Source organism: Bacillus sp. JJ1122, from assembly GCF_036964885.1.
GTDB lineage: Bacteria > Bacillota > Bacilli > Bacillales > Cytobacillaceae > Mesobacillus.
Map to the genome: position 1 here is coordinate 124,047 of NZ_JBALQL010000029.1, position 20,402 is coordinate 144,448.

Here is a 20,402-nt window from a genome sequence, read left to right on the forward strand (position 1 = left end):
CTTATAATGACCACTCATCCTAATGTTTTCACACTGAATGGTCATAAGGAGCCTTATAACGACCACTCATCGGAAAGTTTTCCCATTTGATGGTCATAAGAGCTTCTATAAATATAAAAAGACACAACTAAAAAACAAGGCTGTCGACAGCCTTGTTTTAGTTCTGTCTACAGTCTGATATAGCCTAATCCCTTCTGCGGAATAGGCTATTTTTTATCCATAGTTTTTCTGGTGTTCTTTTTTCATCCTAAGATAATCTTCATCCGTCCTAGCGAGCTTCCATTTATCCATGAAAATTTCTGCGGACTTGCGCTTAACCGGGTCAATCTGGCGTTCCTTCACCTTGCCGTCTTCGTCATACTTCCTGCCGCCTTTATAATTGGTGTAGCGCCGCGCTCGTGTATAACCCATTTGCAGGAACTTCCGCGCCATGTCCATACCGACGAAATCCTTCTCATCTTTATAATCGAGAAACATCTGATAGATTTTTTCAGATGACACCGTGGCGATATCAGGAGTCTTGAACCGCCAATGTGGCAGGATCTCGCTTTTATAGGGTTCAACCAGCAGCACCCCCTGCTCTCCGCGTCCCACTCGGTACAGGTCCGGCTGCTTCCGAAAATCAATCTTGTCAAAATCAAGTTCGTAATCAAATGCCATACTAACAGTCCTTTTTTCTTTGTTTTACCCGGCTGAAAGAATTTCTAACAAGCCAATGTGTCACAATGATTTCCACAATTGAATACTCTGTATAGGCATGAGTCTATTCGTGAAGGTGGTACAAGAATGGTGAAATTTCAGTTTTTCAGCGGGATCGTGACCAATATCGGTGATTTTTTTACAACGGCCAATGACCCATCAGGCTGTTATAAGCTAATGTCTGTAGATAACGGGAATGGGAATATGGTTAATTTTGTGATTGAACCGAATACTTATTTTGTCGATCACGCAATGGTGAGGGTTGGCGACAGGGTGACCGGATACTATGACGGAAACGCGCCTGTCCCGCTCATTTATCCGCCGCAATATCGAGCACTGGTGATGGTAAAAGAAACTCAAAATCAAAATGTAAAAGTCGATTTTTTCAACAGTCAGCTGGTTAGCAGCGATGGCATGCTCAAGCTGAACCTAGCACCAACGACAAAATTGCGGTTAACAAACAGCCAGCGATTCACCGGCAATCCCGCAAATCGAAATCTCATTGTTGTCTATGGTCCTTCCACTTTCAGTATTCCGGCGCAAACGACACCTTATAGTGTGATTGTCTGGTGCTGAGAGGAAAGGTAACTTTTAAGAGGGCTTAAGAGGAATTGCATGACTACCATGGGTTCATCGCAATTTATCAACCGTTTAATAGGAGAAAAAAATTCTTGTAAACGAGTGGTTATTTTGAAAATAAGCTGGTTGCTTTTGCGATGGTATGAAGAAAAACGGTAAATTCAAAACAAAAGCAGGGGATTCATCCCTTGCTTATTTTTGCGATGGGCCTAATAAGTTCGTCATTAAAAATTCGCCAATCATAAATTAGGACCTGCAACTTTCTTGAGATGGCTATAACAATTCTAAGAAACCTGACGATATATTTACCATCGACTTTACGGAAGTATGATCGGTATATTATAGCCTCAAAGGAGAATCAACAAGATGCAGTCGCTTAAACTCAAGTTAATTAGTATGTCGTTATTATTGCTCGCGGTCCCTAGTCTTATTATTGGAATCGTCGGATACGTCACGGCCAAAGACAGTCTGAATGAATTGGGACAGACCAATCTCAAAAACGGTGTCGAGATGGCCATCCAAATGATCGATTCACTTGATCAGGAAGTAAAAGCAGGACATTTATCTTTAGAAGATGCGCAGGAAAGAGTCAAAACTTATCTGATCGGCCACGAAATCGGAGACGGGAAACGGAAGATTGACAGCCCAGTAGACTTGGGTGAAAACGGCTATTTCCTTGTGTACGATGAAAAAGGACTTGAAGTCGCCCACCCGACGATTGAAGGAAAAAATGTTTGGGAAACAAAGGACATCGATGGAAATCTTATCGTCCAGGATCAAATCAAGATTGGAAAATCCGGTGGTGGATTTTATTCATATAAATGGGCTCTGCCTGATGACCCGAACAAGGTCGCTGAAAAGGTAACCTATAATGAGCTGGAACCAAATTGGGGCTGGATCGTCAGTGCTGGAACCTATAAGATGGATTTCAACGCTGCCGCCACCCACCTGCTGACTTTGCTGGCCATTACACTTGGCGGTGCGCTATTGATTGGAAGCATTATCACTTACTTATTTTCAAAGCATCTTGCTGACCCGATCATTACGGTTACAAATCAGGTGAAAGAAGTAGCCCAAGGCAATCTCGCTATCGAATTAAAAGAGTTAAAACGCAGCGATGAGGTTGGCCACCTAGTAACAGGGTTTTCTCTGATGGTGAACAGTTTAAAGCAGTTAATCGGTAAGGTAGATGGATCCATATCTGAAATCGGCCTCACCTCTGATAACTTAAGCGCCATTTCCGAAGAAACAACCGCATCCGGCGAAGAAATCAGCCGGGCGATCGAAGAAATATCCAGAGGTTCCATTCAACAAGCAACCGAGACAGAAGAAACACACCAAGTCACCCTTTTATTAGCTTCACAAATTGAAAGCTTACAATCAAAAAACAAGAATATGTTGTATACTTCGAAAGATGTGCAGAATTCAAATACAACTGGCCTTGATTCTGTTGAACAGCTTAAAACGACTTCCGAGCACAGTCAACTATTGATCAATGGGGTTCAGGAAGTCATCACCGGGCTTTTAAATAAAGTGAAGGAAATCGAAACCATTCTTGGAACGATCAATGAAATTTCAGCCCAGACCAATTTACTTGCATTAAATGCAAGTATCGAAGCTGCTAGAGCAGGTGAACATGGAAAAGGGTTTGCCGTCGTAGCCGAAGAAGTGAGAAAGCTGGCTGAACAAACATCTTCCGCAACAGAAAAAGTCCGATCAACACTTACAGGAATAGAAAATGAAACAAGTATCGTTAATAAAGAGATGGAAAAAACAGCTGAGACGGTAAGAGAACAAAGCGATGCCGTAGCAGGTACCGAAGCCGCCTTTAACATGATTGCACGCTCGATTGATAAAATTTATGAAGCAATCGAGGAAGTGAATGAAGAAATGCAGGGCCTTACTGCTGTTAAAGAGCAATTCACCACTTCCATTGAGCACATTGCAGCCATCAGTGAAGAAACTGCAGCTTCTACAGAAGAAGTTACAGCGTCGGTGGAAGAACAACAAAACGCAATCCAAGTCGTCACCCAGTCAGCTACAGCATTAAATGATGAAATTACCGATTTAAAGAATGCGATCAGCTATTTCAAACTATAAGAATTACGAAGGTAACCCCTTTCTCCCAATTGCAAAAGGAGGCAGCGTACCCAAAGCTGCCTCCTTATTATTACGCTCTTTTTTCCTCAAGAAAATATAGTTCCCTTCTAAAACAAGGGATTCTTCCGCACATCCACCCAGTGTGAGCACTGTTCAAGCTCACCAGCCAGTTGCAGCAGCAAATCCTCCCGTCCTCTTGCGGCCATCACCTGAACTCCGACTGGAAGGCCTTCTGCTGTCTGGTGCAGCGGCATGGACATAGCGGGTTGTCCTGTCAGGTTAGCGAGCTGAGTGAATGGCGTTCGGGCGAGGTTCTTCTGGGCGATCTGGTCAACAATCCCTGCCTTCTTCAGCATTCCGCCGAGCCCCATTTTACCGACTGTATTAATTAAGAATTTTTCTGTTGAGGTTGGTTCCAACGCTCCAATTCGAGCAGGTGGAAAAGCCGTAGTCGGTGTCAGGTAAAAATCATAGGTTTCATGAAAATTTTCTATTTGATAAGCCGCCTTGTCCCACTCCCTGATGCTTAGGACAAATTCCTCCGCTGATGTCGCTCTGCCAAGAAGACCTAACAGCCAGGTTGTAGGCTCAACATCAGATGGTGTGGCTTTTCGTCCGAGGACTTCCTCTAATGAGGATAAAAGAGCTGCGGTTTCTCCAAAGTACATGGTTAAATAGCTCTTGGCTATTTTATGGCCGTCGACTGGGGCACCCTTCTCCTCCACATGGTGTCCCATCGATTCTAGCAATTTGACAGTCTTTAAAACTGCTTCCCGGCATTCAGGATGGACCTCCGTACCGATTGGGGAAGTGACCGAGTAAGCAATCCTCAGCTTTTTATTCAACGGAGTCCCCGCAGCCTCGAGGTAGCTGCCTTCAAAAGTCGGAACTGAGAATGCACCTGCTTTTTCATGCCCATGCAGCTGGTCCAGCATCGCCGCGCTATCACGAACCGTCCGGGTTAACACATGTTCAGCAGACGCGCCTTGCCATGCTCGGCCATAGTTCGGGCCAACTGGCGTCCTGCCCCTTGTTGGCTTTAAACCGAACAAGCCGCAGTAGGCAGCAGGAATCCGAATCGAGCCTCCGCCATCATTAGCGCCGGCAATCGGAACCATTCCGGATGCCACCGCAGCAGCTGATCCGCCGCTTGAGCCGCCTGGTGTATGATCAAGATTCCACGGATTCCTGGTTGGGCCATAATGTACAGGCTCGGTGTAAGCTACCAGCGCAAATTCAGGGACATTCGTTTGGCCAAGGAACACTAGTCCTGCCTTACGCAATCTCCGTACATATTCAGAATCCGTTTTTGCCCGGTAAGTTAAAAAGGCCTTCGATCCAGCCGTGATGGGTTCCCCTTCGATCTCCTGCGAGATATCCTTCAGCAGCATTGGTACCCCGGCAAAAGCGCCAGTTCGTTCAGCGTCCTCCGCTTTAAGCGCCCTGTCATATAACTTGTTAATGACTGCATTCAGTTTAGGATTTAGTGTATCTGTTACTTTTATTGCCTCTTCAACTAATTCCTTCGGCTGGACTTCCTTTCGCTTCACCAGTTCTGCTAGACCCAGTCCATCATACGCTTTATATACAATCCCCTTCATCCGCCTCACCACCGCATCATTTTACTATCTAATGTTCTCTGTTGAACGTGAATTTCCTTCTATGTAAAAAAAGACTTGGTAGAGAAAGTCGCTGGTTAATTATTTACTTTTTTCGTTAAGTAACTTTATGAAAATGATGGTAAAATTATCATGATACCATCATTTTTTCGAGGAGTTTTCTATGAAACGAGTTATTATTTTTGCAGCTGCAATCGGAGCTATTCTTTTGCTATCTGCCTTTACATTAGACCAAAGCTTCCCTCGTTCCTATCATCATTTAATTGCAAGCAGCACTAATTTACGCAATGAAAATGTTGATGGATTGTTTGTAAATGATGACTTTTACAGCAAAAAAATATCTGAAAAATATGGGGAGAAGACAGAACGAAGTCGTGATGTTGAAAACTATGACTATTTTGAACTAACTAAAGGAATTGAGATAGCAGTAAATAATAAAGGCAAAATTGCAAGATTTATTGTAACTGACCGTAATTTGAAAACGGCTAAAGGAATAAAAATTGGCGATGAAAAGAAGGCCATCGTTCAAGCGTATGGAGATAACTACTATTTCCGCACAGAGCAAGGTGCAGATATTATCGGTTTTGTAGATAAGAAAAGAAACAGATCTTTAGAATTTTGGTTATTCGATAACACAGTTAATTTCTTTCAACTTGATGGAAAATCTATGAAATAAAGCTAAGCAACTGTGCTTAGCTTTTTTTAATGACAATTTATGATAATTGGTTTAATCAGTATGGTATTTTTGATTGTTATTCGTCCTCATTATCTGAACTACTTCCACCAAAATGAAGGTCTTTCTAACTTAACACTCGTTTTTCAAGATCTCCTTAAGCCTCTCCCTATGCTGATCCAGCTCAAACCGGGAGTTATCAACGATCACCTTCGTCATATCCAGATGCTCAAGGATTTTTAACTCCAATTCCTGTCTCGCCTTTAGCACTTCGATTGTGCCATCAAGCCCATTCAGTACATTTTTCAAACCGTAGCCTTGAGCAGTGTAATAGTGGACAAATCCGTTGAACCAATCCTCTGGCCGTTCGGTTACTGCCTTTCGGAATGACTTATCAACGTTTTCCTGTTTGACGTAAACCAGCAACGGATTGAGATCTCCCACAGCGTCGGCCAGCTTTTTCACATAATCAATTGATGCTTCATCTGGAGCTCCATATTTGATCATCCCGACCGTAACCGGGTTCTGAATGAAACAGCACTCGAAAATATAGACCAAGTCATTAGCCTCTGCTTGTTTCGCGAACTCTTCCCAGCTTTCCGCAATCACGGCGATGTTTTCCTCAAGCGGAAGCTCGTACACATCCTTTTTCGAAATCTCCTCCAGAAGCTTGTCAGGAAACTCTTCACCTAATTCCGTTTTGATTTTCATATATGGAAGCAGCCTGCGTCCTCTTTTAACAAATGCTTTTTCTTGAAAAATTTTGCTGAGACCCTCGTTTGCTTCAAGAAGATGTACGAATTCCTCTTCGGTAAAATAAGCAACGCCTTCATAATCTGCTGGATGATCATGATGCCCTTCCATATACAGCTCAGCTTTCACATTTTGCTCAGTAAGGATTTCCTTAATCATCTTGGCTGTTGTGGACTTCCCTGAACCAGGAAGCCCCTCTACTAAAATTAATTTTGTATTCATCTATTTATTTCTCTCCATCTATTTTTTCTCCTTAGCGATATTCTCTATCAAGCACAGGATTTCCTCCTTATCCGCAAAAAGAACCTCATCCACCAAAGGATCAGGCTCTCTTTTTACATTATTAATCTTCTTTCTCTTCAAGATCTTTCATCAATGCCTTCATTTCTGCAATTTCTTTTCGCTGGGTTTTGATAATCCCGTCTGCAAGTTTGCGTACACGCGGGTCCTCTATATTGGCGCGTTCACTAGTCAGGATCGCAATGGAATGGTGCGGAATCATCGCCTTCATCCACGACTCGTCATCTACAGTCGCCTGGCTGCGGACCAGGAATAGAGAAACAGCAATGACCACGGCACTGCCCAAATAAATACCAAAGTTCACTTTCTTATTGGTATACATTTTTTGCATAAAAGCAAGCATGACGATTGCCATTACGGCTCCCATGAGAAGGGCCATGTAAAACCTCGTTTCACTAAAGAAAACATGATCCAAACTATACGTATTAAAATACATGAGAATCAGCATGATAATCGTCGAGGTCAAAACCATCATACCGAATCTTCCATAATTGTTCTTCATTTACTACCTCCTGAATAGTTAATTTAACCTATATTGTATGCATACCCAGGCACCTAATGAATAATCTTTGTATTCCAAGTTTGTTTTATTAATTTTTGGGTAAACACTATTGGGCCGGCCTAATGGAAATACATACCATAAATTACCTAACTTTTCATACTTTTCTTATAAATTGAATAATTTTAAATAAACTTTTTTTATTTTAAAAAAGTATGAAAAACCTATATTTTTCAAAGGTTATAGGGGGTATTTCCTAATATTGTTTTTGACAATTCATACTGTTATCAGTATTCTAGTATAAGAAAATAGGGAGGGAAAAACATGTCAAACCTTAATAAACAGAAAATTGTGGATAGTGTTCCTCAAAAAGGTTTCTTTGGACATCCAAAGGGATTATTCACACTTTTCTTCACAGAGTTCTGGGAGCGCTTTTCTTATTATGGAATGAGAGCAATCCTCGTTTATTACATGTATTATGAAGTTTCTAAAGGTGGATTAGGAATTGATGAAACGTTAGCGCTTTCTATCATGTCCATATACGGATCACTAGTCTATATGTCCGGAATCATTGGCGGATGGCTGGCTGACCGAATTTTTGGTACCTCAAAAGCCGTGTTCTACGGTGGAATATTGATCATGCTTGGTCATATTGCCTTAGCGATCCCTGGAAGCGTTTCAATGTTCTTCGTATCAATGGTCTTGATCGTAATCGGTACAGGTCTTCTGAAGCCGAACGTTTCAACCGTTGTAGGTGAAATGTACAGCGAATCTGACCAGCGTCGTGACGCAGGTTTCACGATTTTCTATATGGGAATCAACGCAGGTGCATTCCTAGCGCCGCTAATCGTTGGAGCAGTATCTGACAAATTTAACTTCCACTATGGTTTCGCGATTGCTGCAATCGGTATGTTCGTCGGACTTGTAGTCTTCATGCTTACAAAGAAAAAGAACCTTGGCCTTGCAGGTACAATGGTTGCAAATCCATTATCACCAGAAGAAAAGAAGAAAACATTCACTTGGATTGGCATTGGTCTTGTTGTCCTAGCAATCCTTGTAGCAGTATTGGTTCCAGCTGGACTTTTAACATTCGAAAGCTTTATCAACATTGTGACGATTCTTGGTATTGTCATTCCGACAATCTATTTCATCGTGATGTACCGCAGCCCTAAAACAACAGAGGTTGAGCGTTCAAGGGTACTTGCATACATCCCGCTATTCCTTGCAGCAGTAATGTTCTGGGCAATCCAGGAGCAGGGTTCAACAATCCTTGCTAACTATGCGGACAAGCGTACGCAATTAGAATTCGCTGGCATGACAATTTCACCAGCATTCTTCCAATCATTGAATCCATTATTCATCATTATCTTTGCACCGATTTTCGCAGGATTCTGGGTGAAGATGGGTGACCGCCAGCCATCAATTCCGAAGAAATTCTCTTTCTCATTGATTTTCGCTGGTCTTTCATTCCTAGTTATCTTAATCCCTGGTTATTTAACAGGCACAGATGCATTGGTTAGCCCAATCTGGTTAGTTCTAAGCTATCTGATCGTTGTATTCGGTGAGTTGCTGATTTCCCCAGTTGGTCTGTCAGCAACAACAAAACTTGCGCCTGCAGCATTCTCAGCACAAACAATGAGCCTTTGGTTCCTTGCAAGTGCCGCAGCACAAGCTATCAACGCACAAATCGTTAAATTCTACTCACCAGAAACCGAAATGACTTACTTCGGAACAATCGGTGGAGCATCCATCGTACTAGGTATCATCCTGTTCATGCTATCCCCGAAAATCCAAGGCTACATGAAAGGTATAAAATAAAAAGAAGCAATACTTTAACACATTAAAGCGCCGGGGGTCAGACCCCCGGCGCTTTAATGTGTTAAAGACTCTGTAATCTTGCTATATTTTTCTCTTTCCGGTAGTTGACGAGGGTCATTTTGTCGTTGATGACTTTGAGTTCTCCATGTTGTTCGTAGCCCATTTTCTCATAGAGGTAGCAGTTTCGTTCTTCGGTAAGGATGGTTCCGAGCTCCCATGCTTCTGCTTCTGGATACATGAGCTCCAGCCTATTCATGACTTTCTGGGCAATCCCTCTGTTATGGTATTCTTCGCGAATATTGATGATATGAAGCCTCATCAACCCTGGTGTTTTTTGATAAACATTGACGCTTCCCGCCAATTGGCCATCGTATGTAATCTTATAATACTCCCCGAGTTCAAATCTTGTTAGAAACCGCTCCATCGTTTGCGTCACCGGGCTTGTTTCATGGTCATTGTACTTTTCATAGAGCGGCATGAACACTTCCTTTTGAAGCTCCAGCAATTCTTCTGCATCTTCAATGGAAGCTTTCCATAGTGAGATTGGTGACTTAGCGCTTTCGAAAAACAAATCCAGGTAGGCAAACGGAATGAATTCGCCATTCTTGAACATTACCTTTATTTCTTCTTCACTTCCCCATTTTGCATCCGCAACTTCCTCTTCCTGAAGGCTCAAATCTTCAATCGGAATATTTTGCCTTACCAGCCATACGTCATCAAATCCACAGGAGAATTTTACGGTAAACAGTCTTTCCCCTCTAGCAATGTCCAAATCGATTCCAAGCTCTTCCTTTGCTTCACGGATTGCAGCCTGCTCACTAGTATCTCCAAGAATAGCGGACCCCGCAGCCGAGCAATCCCACATATTCGCCCAGCCCTTTTTCCACGGCTGCCTCTTTTGAATGAGGAATTGTCCTTGGTCATTCATAATCCAAACATGAACAACAATATGATAATCCCCGTCGTTCATCTCCACACCGCGTTCATGAATCCGATCCGTGATCTGCCTGTGTTGATCATAGACATTCCATAATTCCATCTGCTTCTCCCCCTATTTTTCTGTCTCTATTAAAAAGTGGATAGTTAGTATTATACAATGGTGATGGAAAACTTTGATAAAAAAATTTTGTGAATAAAAGCCAAAATAAAATCCCGTGCCATTTCTTTCTCAGGCACGGGATTTTATTTAATTGCTAATCACAATATCATCAAAATTCAGCCTGTGCCCTGATGTACCGGACACAACAATCCGGAAGCGGACTGATGTTGTCTGGCTCAACGTAAACGTTTTTACCTGCAAACTGGAGGTACTTGCATTCAAGCTGCCCACATTCGTCCATGTGGAACCGCTATTCGTTGACATTTGCAGCTGCCATCTGGCTCCAGTGTCAGAGCCAAAATTGGCGTGTGAAATTTGGACGCTTGTTGCCCCGCTCACGTTGAAGTTCATCGTAAGGGCACCGCTCGCTCGAACACGCGCGGACTGGGTACCATTTTTCTTGTCCGTGCTTAAGTTTCCGATCAGCGCATTATCAAAATACCAAGAGCCGCTTGATAATGTAACATTCCCTGATGTATAAGCTGTTTTGGTGCCAGATTCGAATTTCTCATTCAATGTGGCAGTCCCTCCGCCGCCCCCAGATCCATCTGCACCATAACCGTATGACCCAGATTTGAAAGTTGAAGGATCATACCACTTATAGCCTGCGGCAGGAGATGACCAAGGTTCCGCCTGAGGTTCCGTAGAGGTCTGCGGATTTTCCATAGAAAGTAAAGCCGTCTTCTGGTCGAGCTGCAAGCCGCTTACCTGCGCAAGGGATGTATAGGTTTCTTGCTGTGCCAGCCAATCTACAAGATTCACGAGCAGGGTACCATCATTCTGCTCTTTGAAACCATCATAAGTAGTCTTCTTGCCGCCCGTTTCCTCACGGAGATATTTAGGAGTTGCATCTTCAACTGGAGACGAATCTCCAATAAATGCCGCCTTCCCTGCACCGACTTTAGAAACAGCTACGTAAGGGCCTTCTGCTCTTCCGCCGCCATTATACACACCCTGGTCGACCGCATTGCCCCAGGCTGCCGTTGTCGGAGGCAGATAAACAATCCCCTTTGCCTTGTTTGGATCTGTAATAGCTAATGTGGACCCTGCATGCATAGCCACTGTAGAAACACCGCTCGTAATTCCAAACGCCTGGCTCGGTGCCACGATATCATTCGCTGTGACATCCCCAATCGCATTGTATCGGAAGCGGATTCCAAAGTTAGTTGAAAGCCAGTCCGATCCCGTTACCCCCTGCATCGCTGCAGATGATGCTTCCTCTGTTCCCATCCCTTTTGCAGGGTTAGAGTAGGCACCACGACGGTAGCCATTGAATACTTCCGAAGCATCCCAGCGATTCTTATTGCGGTCAGCATTGTAATGGTCGCCAATGAAAAAGATACTTCCGCCATTCTGGACATATTGAAGCAGTGCATCCTGTTCAGTCGCCTTATAAGGCACATTCGCTTCTCCAATAATAAATACATCGTAGTCCTGCAAATCCTGATACGTAATCGGTGCAGCTTTCCTCAGTTCTTTTGCATAATAGCCATCATTCGCTAAAGCGTTGGCGAAATCAGAGAATCCCCCATCCAATACCCAGTCAGCCGCACCTGCGGTTTGCCCATGGGTATTATCAAATAAGATTTTCTTTCCATTCGCAGTTCCGGCCGGCTGCAACTGCGGTGCCGGGTCGAGTGCATTTTCAGCAGATACAAAAGGTGTAAAAAAGTACAAAGACGGTGCTACAAGCATAGCGACTAATGCAAAAATAGAGAACCTTCGACGAATCATGCTTTCACTCCTTATTGGTATATTCCTAACTAAATTAGCACACAAATGTTGACGGAATGTTAAGAATCGTTTAATTTGATAATTTCCCAATGTAAGCAGGATCGCCTTGCCAGATTCCATATCATTTTCACTAAATTCTTTTACTCAAACTCCCCAAACACACTGCAAATCGTATTTAATTTTCCCAAAAGTAAAATTTTCTCAGTTCCAGGCCTGCAAAAAATTAATACTTTCTCGAAATAAAGCTTAAAAACCGCTCTTTTTCCTCTTTATTATGTAAGATTTTTTCTACAATCCGTTCTTCTGTTAAATAGTCTTTTAATCCTTCATTCTGGAAAATACTTTCATAGTACCGCCCATCATCACAGAGTTCCTTAAACCATTTTTCCTTTTTTAGCTTCCGAATATTCTTTTTGAATTTCAGGTCTTCCAAGTCTATCCCACCAGAAAACAGCAAACCTAAAATAACAGCAGCAATGACCTTAAAAAAGTTCTTCATGCTTTTTTCCCCTCTTAATTTGGATAAATATATTAACGGTTGACACTCTCTAAAAGTTTCAAAATAAAAAGAGACCACCCTAACAGAGTGGTTATGGCAGTGTTTCTGCAGCTGACTCAAAGACCACTTATAGTATTCCACTTAAATGAATTTTCCCCTGCCAAATAGAAGCACAAGAACCGTCCCCACGACAAAAACAAAAGCCCCAAAAGAAAAACTTTTGGAACCCTTGTTGTCAATTAGGATGGTTTTATGTGCCGTAATAGAAACCGGCGTACTGACAAGAGATGGTGAGGTCATCGTTTACTGTGACATAGTAGAAAACATATCCTGGAAGAACGACACAAACATTATCACCCTCAATATAAATCTGAGGAGTATCGCAGTGGCCATCATAGTTACAGTCTACAGCCTGCAAGGTAAAGTCCAGCCCAAAAGGAAGTCCAGATAAAGGGGCGCAAAGGGTTAGACACACAGGTGACCACCAGTAATCCTCGCAAGAACCATCTGCGGCTTGTCCAAGTTTCAATTCTGCCTTGTCGATCCCATCAAATTTTTCAATCATCTGATTCATAATCTCAGCTGGCAATGCACTTTTTTGTTCCATTTCTTGAATTCCTCCTTTTTGTTTTAACTTAGTAAAATCACTCCATTTCATTGTTTCTCACCTCCTTGTCCTTTCTTGCTATATACAATGCAAGTCAGAAAGGAGCTGTATAGGAACTTGTCCTCGCTAAGGGTAAAAATGTGTGAATGAATGAAGAGTTTCGCAGATTTCACTGTGAGATTAGAGAGGAGATGAGACAGATTGATTAGTAGAAATAGATTTAGCAAGAGGATTTTTCCATAAAAAAGAGCATCAACCCTAAGCCGATGCTCCATAAAAATCGGTACACGAGAACCGTCCCATGTTCCGTTTAAGCCACTACATTTCTAGTATTCTCAAACTTTTTGTATTCTTCGTTCACCATGATTTGCTTTAAAATCCGAACCGTATTCCATATATCTTCATAGGTTGTGTACAGTGCGATTGGTGCCAGGCGGATGACATTGGGTGCGCGGAAATCAGGGATGATCTTGTTTTCCTTAAGCGCTTTGCAGATTCTTGCTGCTTCATCATGCTCCAGGCAAACATGTCCTCCGCGTCGCTCATCCTCTCTTGGATTTCCAGTATGAAACCCAAACTCGCCAAGCTCGTATTCAATCAAAGCCATCATATAATCGGTCATCTTTAAGGATGTTTCTCTGATTCTAGCAATACCTGCTTCCTTGAACATTTCGAGGGAGCCTAGCAGCGGAGCAATGCTCAGCACATGAGGTGTGCCAATCTGGTAGGCTCCCGCCGTTTCTGCATGCTCCAGCGTATGCTCCATATCAAACTGCTTCTCTTTTTTCGAGCTGAACCAGCCTGCAAGTCCCGGAGCTGTCCCGAGATTCCGTTCGTGGACAAACATCCCGCCGACTCCGCCTGGACCGCTGTTCAAGTATTTATAGTTACACCAGACTGCGAAATCCACTCCCCAATCATGCAAGGCATGAGGAACAGCGCCAATCGAATGCGCCAGATCAAACCCTATTAATATCCCTCTTTTGTGCGCTTCTTCTGCTAATCGCTTCATATCTAGCAACTGGCCGCTGCGGTATAAGACAGAGGGGAGCCAGACAAGAGCGACTTCCTCGGTCATCGCAGCAATGACGTCGTCTTCAGAAATCGTACGTCCATCTCTGCTCTTCACCTGGATCAAGTGCTGTTCAGGGTCCAGCCCGTGTAATTTCAATTGCGCTTTAACTGCATAAATATCGGATGGAAAATTAAGTTCGTCCGCAAGAATCTTCGTCTTACAACCTTCTGGCTTGTAAAAAGTCGCTAGCACCTGATGGATATTCGTCGTGATCGAGCCAGTCACAATCACTTCTTCTGCTTTCGCACCGACGAGCGGCGCAGTGAGCGCACCAAGCTTCTCTGAAAACTCAAACCACGGCTGATTACCAGACATCCACCCATCAATACCATGATTCTTCCAATCTTCCACCGAGTTTAATAGCGATTTTTCGGCACGCTTCGAAAGCAATCCAAGTGAGTTCCCATCCATATAGAGGGTCCCCTCTTGCAGGTAAAATTCATCCCGGAATCCTTGAAGAGGATTTTCCTGATCCAATTGCCGTGCGTACTCTTTTGTTAAAAGAACATTTGTATCCGCTTTCATAATTTGCTTCAATTCCTTTCCGCCAGGATACTCCATATACTAACCGGAAGATTGACATCATGTCCAGCCTGTTTCAGCTTGTATCTTAGGGTAATCCCATGAATATCTTGAGCCTTCTTGTAACAACACATACTAACACACCCTATTCAAACTCAAACTCTGTTTCAATCTCACAATACTTCGTTATGACGTTTCCTTTGTCTTTGGAAATGACGAACCTAAGCTCAACTTTTTCCTCTGCATTTTCAAAGATTAACACACCATGAGGCAAATAATCATATCGGAATCCATTATTCGGATTGAATGATCTCGGATTATTATTGATGTCGTCCATGATTTTGTTAATGTCGTCGAGATCGCTGATGCTCTTCGTTGTTCCGCCCATCTCCTTAATCGTTAATCTAGTATAATGGCCATCAATGATTTTGTGATGATATGCCCAAATGATTGTGAAAAGAATGATGAAAAGAAAAAAGGATAGTGTTGTGAAGACAAGTTTCTTTTTAGCCACCTTCCATCCTCCTTTTTTAAAAGGACCTAACCGTTCCATTCCTCATCTAAAATGGAATAATAGTACTCATCCCACCATCCATCACCATGTGGAATGCATTTTTTAAAATAGCCCTCTCTCCTCATGCCGATTTTCTCCATCACACGATAGGAACCCGTATTTTCGGGCTGGCACGTTGCGATAATCCGATGAAGCTTCAATTCCTCGAAGCCATATTTCAATGTGGCAAATGCTGCCTCAGAAGCGTAACCCTTATTATAATATTTAGGATTGAACACCCAGCCGATCTCATAAGTATGGTCGCCAAAATACTTATGGAAAACGATATGGCCGATCAGGATATTCTCATCCTTTAAAACAACAGCATATTTCTGAGCGCCTTCCCCCATATTTTTATCAATAAAATCTGCCGCATCATTTTCAGTAAAAACACCTTCAGGAATATATTCCATAACAGTATGATCCGAGGTATATTCCAATACAGCCTCCAAATCATCCAATTCAAATTTACGAATCCATAACCTATTTGTTTCTAAGTACATTTCTAAATCCCCCAAATACAAACTTATTGCATATCTATATTTCGATAAAATGACAGAAAACACCTTCATGAACATGGTGAACATGGGGACGGTTCTCACGTTTCAGGAACATGAGAACCGTCCCCATGTTCCTGTTTCCAGTAATCATAAACCCTCAATTGCTGAATATATTCCTTTAGAGAAATAAAAGTATTCGAATTTGTACAAGGGGTGGATAATGAAAAAATTAATTAGTGTTTCACTTGCTAGCAAGATCATAATCACAATTAATTCAATAGCGGTTTTGATGCATGTTCTGATTCTTTTTCGTATATTGCCGCAGGATTTTGTTTGGGGAGGACGCCTTAAGAGTGAGGAAGATTTAATCCTTTTCGAAAGCATCTCCATCGTTTTGCAAACCCTATTTATTTTTATTATTGCTGCAAAAGCAGGATATGTTTTCAGGGGTAGGTTTAATAAGACGGTGAATGTCGGTACATGGGTATTGTTTGGAGTGATGGTACTTAATACAATCGGCAATTTCGCCTCAAATTCCGGGTTTGAAACGATGGTCATGACTCCATTAACGATCTTGCTTGCTCTTTTGGTATTCAGATTAGCTATTGAAAAATAAGAAAAATGCCGGACTCTTATAATTCCAACAAGAGATCGGCATTTTTTCTTATAGAGCAAATTTAAACTTCCGGTTTCGTCCACAGTCTTGTTAAGTCTACATACCCAAAATGCTTGATCTCTACATTCATAAGATTAATAGAAAATGGGATTTGCCGTTTCGTATAATACAGCGGCACGCACAGGGATTCGCTCTGCAAATATTGTTCAATCCTCAGGTGATGGGCATTCCAGTCTGCAAATGGAATCGTATGATAAGCCTCGACTTTTTCCTGCAAGTATCCATCTCTTTCCACTAGAAAGTTAATTGGTGAGAAACTGTTTTTCAAAAAGAAAAAGTAAGATAGGCTTTGGTTTATTTCAAAAATTTCTCCATGTATTAGCAAATCAGTATCAGCCCTAAGCTCAAAATTATAAAGGGAATCGTGGAACGAGATTTCCTCCATCTCGACTTCGATGCCCGCTCGCTCGAGTTTTTCTTTTAGCCAAAGGGATGTATCAGTCGTATAGTTGACCCATCTGAATTTTAGAGGTTTGCTGATGGTTGGCTTTGGGATGTCCGGCATCGTATAGCTCTTTGACTGGCCAATCAGACATCCTTCATTGTTGCCGGTTATCCGGGAATTGACTTCTTGCAGTTCGTGACGATGATGGGCGATGAGCATGTGGATGTAATCCCGCACTTCCTTCCGCTCCATTTCGGAGTTGCGATACGGATTCATGATGACAATCCCAAAACCAGAATCGCTTTCTACCTTAAAAGTATCCACCTTGTCCGTTTCCTGCCCTCCATGATAGACGACCTGGAATTCTTTTGGTACTTGAATAAACTCTACACGGTCAAGCAGCGGACGATGGCCAAAATATTGCTTAAACGCACACAGCACCGTTTTTTCCGACGTATTTTCAGCAAGGTAAAAGCCCCCAGTCCCTAGCAATCTGCCATTCACTTCTTTAAAAATACTTGCCGAAATAAGCCCTAATAACTGGAGAGCATAAGAACATCCTGCCTGGAACTCCAGTTTTACAACAAGAGGTGCAGGGGTGGAGATCCCCGTAATCGGCTCCCATAGTTTACTAAAATGGACATCCTTCTTCATTCGCTGTAATGAATGAACCACATCTTCCGCTTTGAGGATCGAACCATCATGAAAGGCTATATCTTTGCGTAAATACAGCAGCAGTGATGTGTCCGTATATTCCCATGTGTGGGCGAGTTCAGCTGTAACCGTATTGTCTGCAGTCAGGGTCACTAGCCTGTTATAAAGATTACTCACGATGTTCGCACTATGGACGTCTGCTGCCTCGAGCGGGTGGACGGCCGCGACTTTGTAAAACCTTGGGATGATCAGGCTGTCTTGCCCTTCCTGATGAAAGCCCAGCTTCGACTGGAAAGCAGTCATTAATCGCTGCTTCGCTTCTACTGACCAGTCTAATACCAACAGCTTGCTCACGTTTTCAATCGGCTCTTTTTCAATACTTCTGTAAAAATTATGTTCAAACTCCTGTTCAACATTCTTAAGCCACTTGAATGAAGATGTGTTCCCTCTCCCCCGCCCCGATTGAAAAACAAGCCAGCCTTCCTCCTGCCATTGCTGGAGCTTCCGGCGTGTTTGTTTTGTACTAAGCAGCAGTTTCTCCGCCAGTTCCTCTACTTTTACATGCCCCGATTTCACCTTATTCCATAAAGTTAAAAGATAATGATCCATTTACCTGCTCCTTAAAAGTGGACATTTTTATTTAAAAAGGATATTTTTAATCACTCTCGTCTCCTTTAATATACAAATTATAGAAAGGGGTTGGCAATATGAAGTGGAAAGAATATCCACAAAACCTAAAAGTTCGTCTCGTAACATCCTTTTTTAATCGTGCGATTTCCAGTGCCGTTTTGCCGTTTATGGCACTCTTTTTTGCCCATAATAAAGGGGCAGTATGGGCCGGGTTATTCCTGGGATTTAACGTATTCATCGGGTTTCTCGGCAATTTTATCGGCGGATATATTTCTGACCGGTTCCGCCGCAAGACGATCCTGCTGATTACCTCCACACTCAGCGCGCTCATGTTTGGAACCATGGCAGCAAGCTTAATCCCTGAGCAAAAATGGATTACGGTCTTCGCGGTGGCTTATGTGGTTTTCATGGGCACCAGCAGCCTTGGCCGCCCGGCAATGCAGGCAATCATTATCGATTCGACCACTGCTGAAAACCGGAAAGCGATTTATGCTTTGGACTATTGGTTCACGAATTTATCCATGGCGATTGGCGCAGCACTTGGCGGGTTGTTTTACGCCCATCACCAGCTGACATTATTTTTGGTCCTCACCTTTGCATCTTCCTGTCTGCCGATTGCCTATGGAATCTGGCTACAGGATACGAGCATCCTGCAACTTACGAAAAAGCATGAGAATATTTTTATCGACCTGCTGGCTAACTACAAGATAGCGCTTCAGGATAAGCCGTTTGTCATGGCGGTCGTTGGCGGAATGTGCATTTACGCTGCCGAATTTTCACTGAACAGCTATATCGGCGTCCGATTAGCTGATGAGTTCCGCCCGTTGTTTTTAGGAGGATTTGAAATCTCAGGCGTCCGGATGCTGAGTATCCTTAACATCCAAAATATGCTTCTCGTCGTCCTGTTAACATTTATCGTCACGAAAATCACGGACAAGTTCGATAAGAAAAAAATGTTGCTGGCCGGGCTGATCTTGTATGGAATTGGGTATACAGTCATCACCTCAGCGAATGTCTGGTACGCCCTGCTTTTATTCAATTTAATCGCAACCATCGGCGAACTCGTCTACTCGCCTATTGCCAATGCTGAAAAAGCGAATATGATGCCTGAAGATAAACGCGGCTCCTACTCCGCATTCTCAGGAATCAGCTTTAACGGTGCAGATTTGATCGCACGTTCCACCATTATCGTCGGCGCCTTTTTAGTGCCAAGCATGATGAGTGTGTATATTGGAATCATCTTGATGATGGGAACATTGCTGCTCTATGGCGGATTGTTTGTTTATCGGGGGCGAGTGCGGAAAGAGTCGTTCGTGGTGACAAGAGGTTAGCATATCATTTGTACACTATTTGGCAAAATCAGCATGTTGACAGAGGGTGGCATATCTTTTTCCACCAGTTGGAATAAGTAGCGATTATCGTAAAAATCGTAGCGATTATTGCATGATCCGTAGCGATTATCGATGATTTCGTAGTGAATATTGTCATTTTCGTAGCGATTAAACAACAAACCGTAGCGATTTTTTTCAGAGGCCAATTCCAATGACTTAAAAAGAGGAAAAACGAAGCACTCCTTCGCTTTTCCTCTTTTCGTTTTATTTTACATCTGAAGAATCGTCATAATCATAACGGAATCCGTCTGCTTGAGGATTGGTGTTACTGTCTTTCTGGTTTGTTAAAGTATCTTTTTTGCTGTCTGCTGCTTTGTCCTGCTGCCTTTTATCCGTATTCATATGTTGCTCTCCTGTCTATCAAGTATTTCACAGCCCTATTATCCCTATACCTACTATTTGGTATTCCCCTTTGTAAAAGGTAAATGTTGATCTTTGATAAAAGCCTTTGATCTTTGCAAAACGGAGATCATCATACATGTCCGGGGGTCAACGGTATGAGCAAACCTTTCGCAGCTTGTTGAAGCTTTTGTTTCATTTCATAAAGAATAGGTCACATCCCCTCTGTCCATTCCCACAAATTCCCACTAAATTTCAAAAAGGTGGTAATATATAGATGATTAGTACAATTTGATGAGGGGGTTCCATCATGATTCAGGAAGTGGTTGACCGACAACAGGTAGACTGTATTGGCGGGTTCATTGCCGCATACGCAGATCCAATTGTGGCTCATATGAATCCTGGGCATTTGCAGAAACGCAATATCGCAATCCTTTTAAAAAGCGATGGGACAATATGGGGTAAACGAATTACACAAGAAGATACAAATCAAAATGATGATAATTGGATAGAAATTGCAAGGGATACAATAAAGCCACAGAAAAGTCCGATTTTAAAAGATGTCTGCTTTTTCAACATCCAAAAAGGGACCTTCTATGGAACCTACATTGTTTCAGAAGATTTTATTCGAAATGCCCAGTTCTTGAACGAGCAATCATACCTTCGATTCATCACCGAATAAGCACTTTGGCTTTTGG

At 42.6% G+C, this 20,402-nt stretch carries 20 protein-coding genes; 7 read left to right on the plus strand and 13 right to left on the minus strand.

Annotated elements, in window-relative coordinates:
* Positions 1–213 precede the first annotated feature (213 nt).
* Positions 214–660, minus strand: coding sequence for a DUF4385 domain-containing protein (locus tag V7201_RS17600; protein ID WP_335378061.1), 447 nt, complete (start codon positions 658–660; stop codon positions 214–216).
* 126 nt (positions 661–786) lie between these two features.
* Here V7201_RS17600 and V7201_RS17605 point away from each other — a divergent pair, with 126 nt between their 5' ends.
* A complete protein-coding gene (locus V7201_RS17605; protein ID WP_335378062.1) occupies positions 787–1,275 on the plus strand; it encodes a hypothetical protein in 489 nt (162 codons plus the stop codon).
* A gap of 399 nt (positions 1,276–1,674) precedes the next feature.
* Complete coding sequence (locus tag V7201_RS17610) at positions 1,675–3,378, plus strand: methyl-accepting chemotaxis protein (protein ID WP_438825078.1); 1,704 nt, start codon at positions 1,675–1,677, stop codon at positions 3,376–3,378.
* A gap of 107 nt (positions 3,379–3,485) precedes the next feature.
* On the opposite strand, the gene V7201_RS17615 is transcribed toward V7201_RS17610, so the two are convergent.
* Positions 3,486–4,979, minus strand: a complete 1,494-nt coding sequence (locus tag V7201_RS17615; RefSeq protein WP_335378064.1) for an amidase — start codon at positions 4,977–4,979, stop codon at positions 3,486–3,488.
* Positions 4,980–5,160: 181 nt separating this feature from the next.
* Between V7201_RS17615 and V7201_RS17620 the strand changes: the two genes are divergently transcribed.
* The gene (locus V7201_RS17620; RefSeq protein WP_335378065.1) at positions 5,161–5,673 is read left to right on the plus strand and encodes a hypothetical protein; all 513 of its coding nucleotides are present in this window, start codon (positions 5,161–5,163) and stop codon (positions 5,671–5,673) included.
* 129 nt (positions 5,674–5,802) lie between these two features.
* On the opposite strand, the gene V7201_RS17625 is transcribed toward V7201_RS17620, so the two are convergent.
* Both V7201_RS17625 and V7201_RS17630 read right to left on the minus strand, forming a co-directional pair.
* A complete protein-coding gene (locus V7201_RS17625; protein ID WP_335378066.1) occupies positions 5,803–6,645 on the minus strand; it encodes a hypothetical protein in 843 nt (280 codons plus the stop codon).
* 121 nt (positions 6,646–6,766) lie between these two features.
* Positions 6,767–7,225, minus strand: a complete 459-nt coding sequence (locus tag V7201_RS17630; RefSeq protein ID WP_335378067.1) for a DUF305 domain-containing protein — start codon at positions 7,223–7,225, stop codon at positions 6,767–6,769.
* A 321-nt stretch (positions 7,226–7,546) separates the two neighbouring features.
* On the opposite strand from V7201_RS17630, the gene V7201_RS17635 reads away from it, so the two are divergent.
* Positions 7,547–9,040 carry a peptide MFS transporter gene (locus V7201_RS17635; protein ID WP_335378068.1) on the plus strand — a complete coding sequence of 498 codons (1,494 nt, stop codon included), beginning with the start codon at positions 7,547–7,549 and terminating at the stop codon, positions 9,038–9,040.
* 61 nt (positions 9,041–9,101) lie between these two features.
* On the opposite strand, the gene V7201_RS17640 is transcribed toward V7201_RS17635, so the two are convergent.
* From V7201_RS17640 to V7201_RS17670, 7 genes are all read right to left on the minus strand, one after another.
* Complete coding sequence (locus V7201_RS17640) at positions 9,102–10,079, minus strand: GNAT family N-acetyltransferase (protein ID WP_335378069.1); 978 nt, start codon at positions 10,077–10,079, stop codon at positions 9,102–9,104.
* A 147-nt stretch (positions 10,080–10,226) separates the two neighbouring features.
* Positions 10,227–11,873: an Ig domain protein group 2 domain protein gene (locus V7201_RS17645; protein ID WP_438825072.1), complete on the minus strand. Its 1,647-nt coding sequence runs from the start codon at positions 11,871–11,873 to the stop codon at positions 10,227–10,229.
* A gap of 223 nt (positions 11,874–12,096) precedes the next feature.
* Entirely contained in the window at positions 12,097–12,372 is a 276-nt protein-coding gene (locus tag V7201_RS17650) for a hypothetical protein (protein WP_335378070.1), read from the minus strand.
* 250 nt (positions 12,373–12,622) lie between these two features.
* Positions 12,623–13,030, minus strand: coding sequence for a hypothetical protein (locus tag V7201_RS17655; RefSeq protein ID WP_335378071.1), 408 nt, complete (start codon positions 13,028–13,030; stop codon positions 12,623–12,625).
* Between the two features lie 259 nt (positions 13,031–13,289).
* Positions 13,290–14,579 (minus strand): kynureninase, encoded by a 1,290-nt coding sequence (gene kynU / locus V7201_RS17660; RefSeq protein ID WP_335378170.1) that lies wholly within the window; start codon positions 14,577–14,579, stop codon positions 13,290–13,292.
* A gap of 142 nt (positions 14,580–14,721) precedes the next feature.
* On the minus strand, positions 14,722–15,090 hold the full coding sequence (locus V7201_RS17665) for a hypothetical protein (RefSeq protein WP_335378072.1): 369 nt from the start codon (positions 15,088–15,090) through the stop codon (positions 14,722–14,724).
* 26 nt (positions 15,091–15,116) lie between these two features.
* Positions 15,117–15,632 carry a GNAT family N-acetyltransferase gene (locus tag V7201_RS17670; protein WP_335378073.1) on the minus strand — a complete coding sequence of 172 codons (516 nt, stop codon included), beginning with the start codon at positions 15,630–15,632 and terminating at the stop codon, positions 15,117–15,119.
* 217 nt (positions 15,633–15,849) lie between these two features.
* Here V7201_RS17670 and V7201_RS17675 point away from each other — a divergent pair, with 217 nt between their 5' ends.
* Complete coding sequence (locus V7201_RS17675; protein ID WP_335378074.1) at positions 15,850–16,245, plus strand: hypothetical protein; 396 nt, start codon at positions 15,850–15,852, stop codon at positions 16,243–16,245.
* Positions 16,246–16,306: 61 nt separating this feature from the next.
* Here V7201_RS17675 and V7201_RS17680 read toward each other — a convergent pair whose 3' ends face one another.
* The gene (locus tag V7201_RS17680) at positions 16,307–17,953 is read right to left on the minus strand and encodes an ABC transporter substrate-binding protein (protein ID WP_335378075.1); all 1,647 of its coding nucleotides are present in this window, start codon (positions 17,951–17,953) and stop codon (positions 16,307–16,309) included.
* Between the two features lie 98 nt (positions 17,954–18,051).
* On the opposite strand from V7201_RS17680, the gene V7201_RS17685 reads away from it, so the two are divergent.
* Entirely contained in the window at positions 18,052–19,305 is a 1,254-nt protein-coding gene (locus tag V7201_RS17685) for an MDR family MFS transporter (protein ID WP_335378076.1), read from the plus strand.
* A 264-nt stretch (positions 19,306–19,569) separates the two neighbouring features.
* Here V7201_RS17685 and V7201_RS17690 read toward each other — a convergent pair whose 3' ends face one another.
* Complete coding sequence (locus V7201_RS17690) at positions 19,570–19,707, minus strand: hypothetical protein (RefSeq protein ID WP_335378077.1); 138 nt, start codon at positions 19,705–19,707, stop codon at positions 19,570–19,572.
* 307 nt (positions 19,708–20,014) lie between these two features.
* On the opposite strand from V7201_RS17690, the gene V7201_RS17695 reads away from it, so the two are divergent.
* On the plus strand, positions 20,015–20,386 hold the full coding sequence (locus V7201_RS17695) for a hypothetical protein (RefSeq protein ID WP_335378078.1): 372 nt from the start codon (positions 20,015–20,017) through the stop codon (positions 20,384–20,386).
* Positions 20,387–20,402: the final 16 nt, after the last annotated feature.

Bases quoted from the DNA above. Each gene is read 5' to 3' on its own strand.
- V7201_RS17600 (WP_335378061.1), bottom strand. From the start codon at position 660: ATGGCATTTGATTACGAACTTGATTTTGACAAGATTGATTTTCGGAAG.
- V7201_RS17605 (WP_335378062.1), top strand. From the start codon at position 787: ATGGTGAAATTTCAGTTTTTCAGCGGGATCGTGACCAATATCGGTGAT.
- V7201_RS17610 (WP_438825078.1), top strand. From the start codon at position 1,675: ATGTCGTTATTATTGCTCGCGGTCCCTAGTCTTATTATTGGAATCGTC.
- V7201_RS17615 (WP_335378064.1), bottom strand. From the start codon at position 4,979: ATGAAGGGGATTGTATATAAAGCGTATGATGGACTGGGTCTAGCAGAA.
- V7201_RS17620 (WP_335378065.1), top strand. From the start codon at position 5,161: ATGAAACGAGTTATTATTTTTGCAGCTGCAATCGGAGCTATTCTTTTG.
- V7201_RS17625 (WP_335378066.1), bottom strand. From the start codon at position 6,645: ATGAATACAAAATTAATTTTAGTAGAGGGGCTTCCTGGTTCAGGGAAG.
- V7201_RS17630 (WP_335378067.1), bottom strand. From the start codon at position 7,225: ATGAAGAACAATTATGGAAGATTCGGTATGATGGTTTTGACCTCGACG.
- V7201_RS17635 (WP_335378068.1), top strand. From the start codon at position 7,547: ATGTCAAACCTTAATAAACAGAAAATTGTGGATAGTGTTCCTCAAAAA.
- V7201_RS17640 (WP_335378069.1), bottom strand. From the start codon at position 10,079: ATGGAATTATGGAATGTCTATGATCAACACAGGCAGATCACGGATCGG.
- V7201_RS17645 (WP_438825072.1), bottom strand. From the start codon at position 11,873: ATGATTCGTCGAAGGTTCTCTATTTTTGCATTAGTCGCTATGCTTGTA.
- V7201_RS17650 (WP_335378070.1), bottom strand. From the start codon at position 12,372: ATGAAGAACTTTTTTAAGGTCATTGCTGCTGTTATTTTAGGTTTGCTG.
- V7201_RS17655 (WP_335378071.1), bottom strand. From the start codon at position 13,030: ATGAAATGGAGTGATTTTACTAAGTTAAAACAAAAAGGAGGAATTCAA.
- kynU (WP_335378170.1), bottom strand. From the start codon at position 14,579: ATGAAAGCGGATACAAATGTTCTTTTAACAAAAGAGTACGCACGGCAA.
- V7201_RS17670 (WP_335378073.1), bottom strand. From the start codon at position 15,632: ATGTACTTAGAAACAAATAGGTTATGGATTCGTAAATTTGAATTGGAT.
- V7201_RS17675 (WP_335378074.1), top strand. From the start codon at position 15,850: ATGAAAAAATTAATTAGTGTTTCACTTGCTAGCAAGATCATAATCACA.
- V7201_RS17680 (WP_335378075.1), bottom strand. From the start codon at position 17,953: ATGGATCATTATCTTTTAACTTTATGGAATAAGGTGAAATCGGGGCAT.
- V7201_RS17685 (WP_335378076.1), top strand. From the start codon at position 18,052: ATGAAGTGGAAAGAATATCCACAAAACCTAAAAGTTCGTCTCGTAACA.
- V7201_RS17690 (WP_335378077.1), bottom strand. From the start codon at position 19,707: ATGAATACGGATAAAAGGCAGCAGGACAAAGCAGCAGACAGCAAAAAA.
- V7201_RS17695 (WP_335378078.1), top strand. From the start codon at position 20,015: ATGATTCAGGAAGTGGTTGACCGACAACAGGTAGACTGTATTGGCGGG.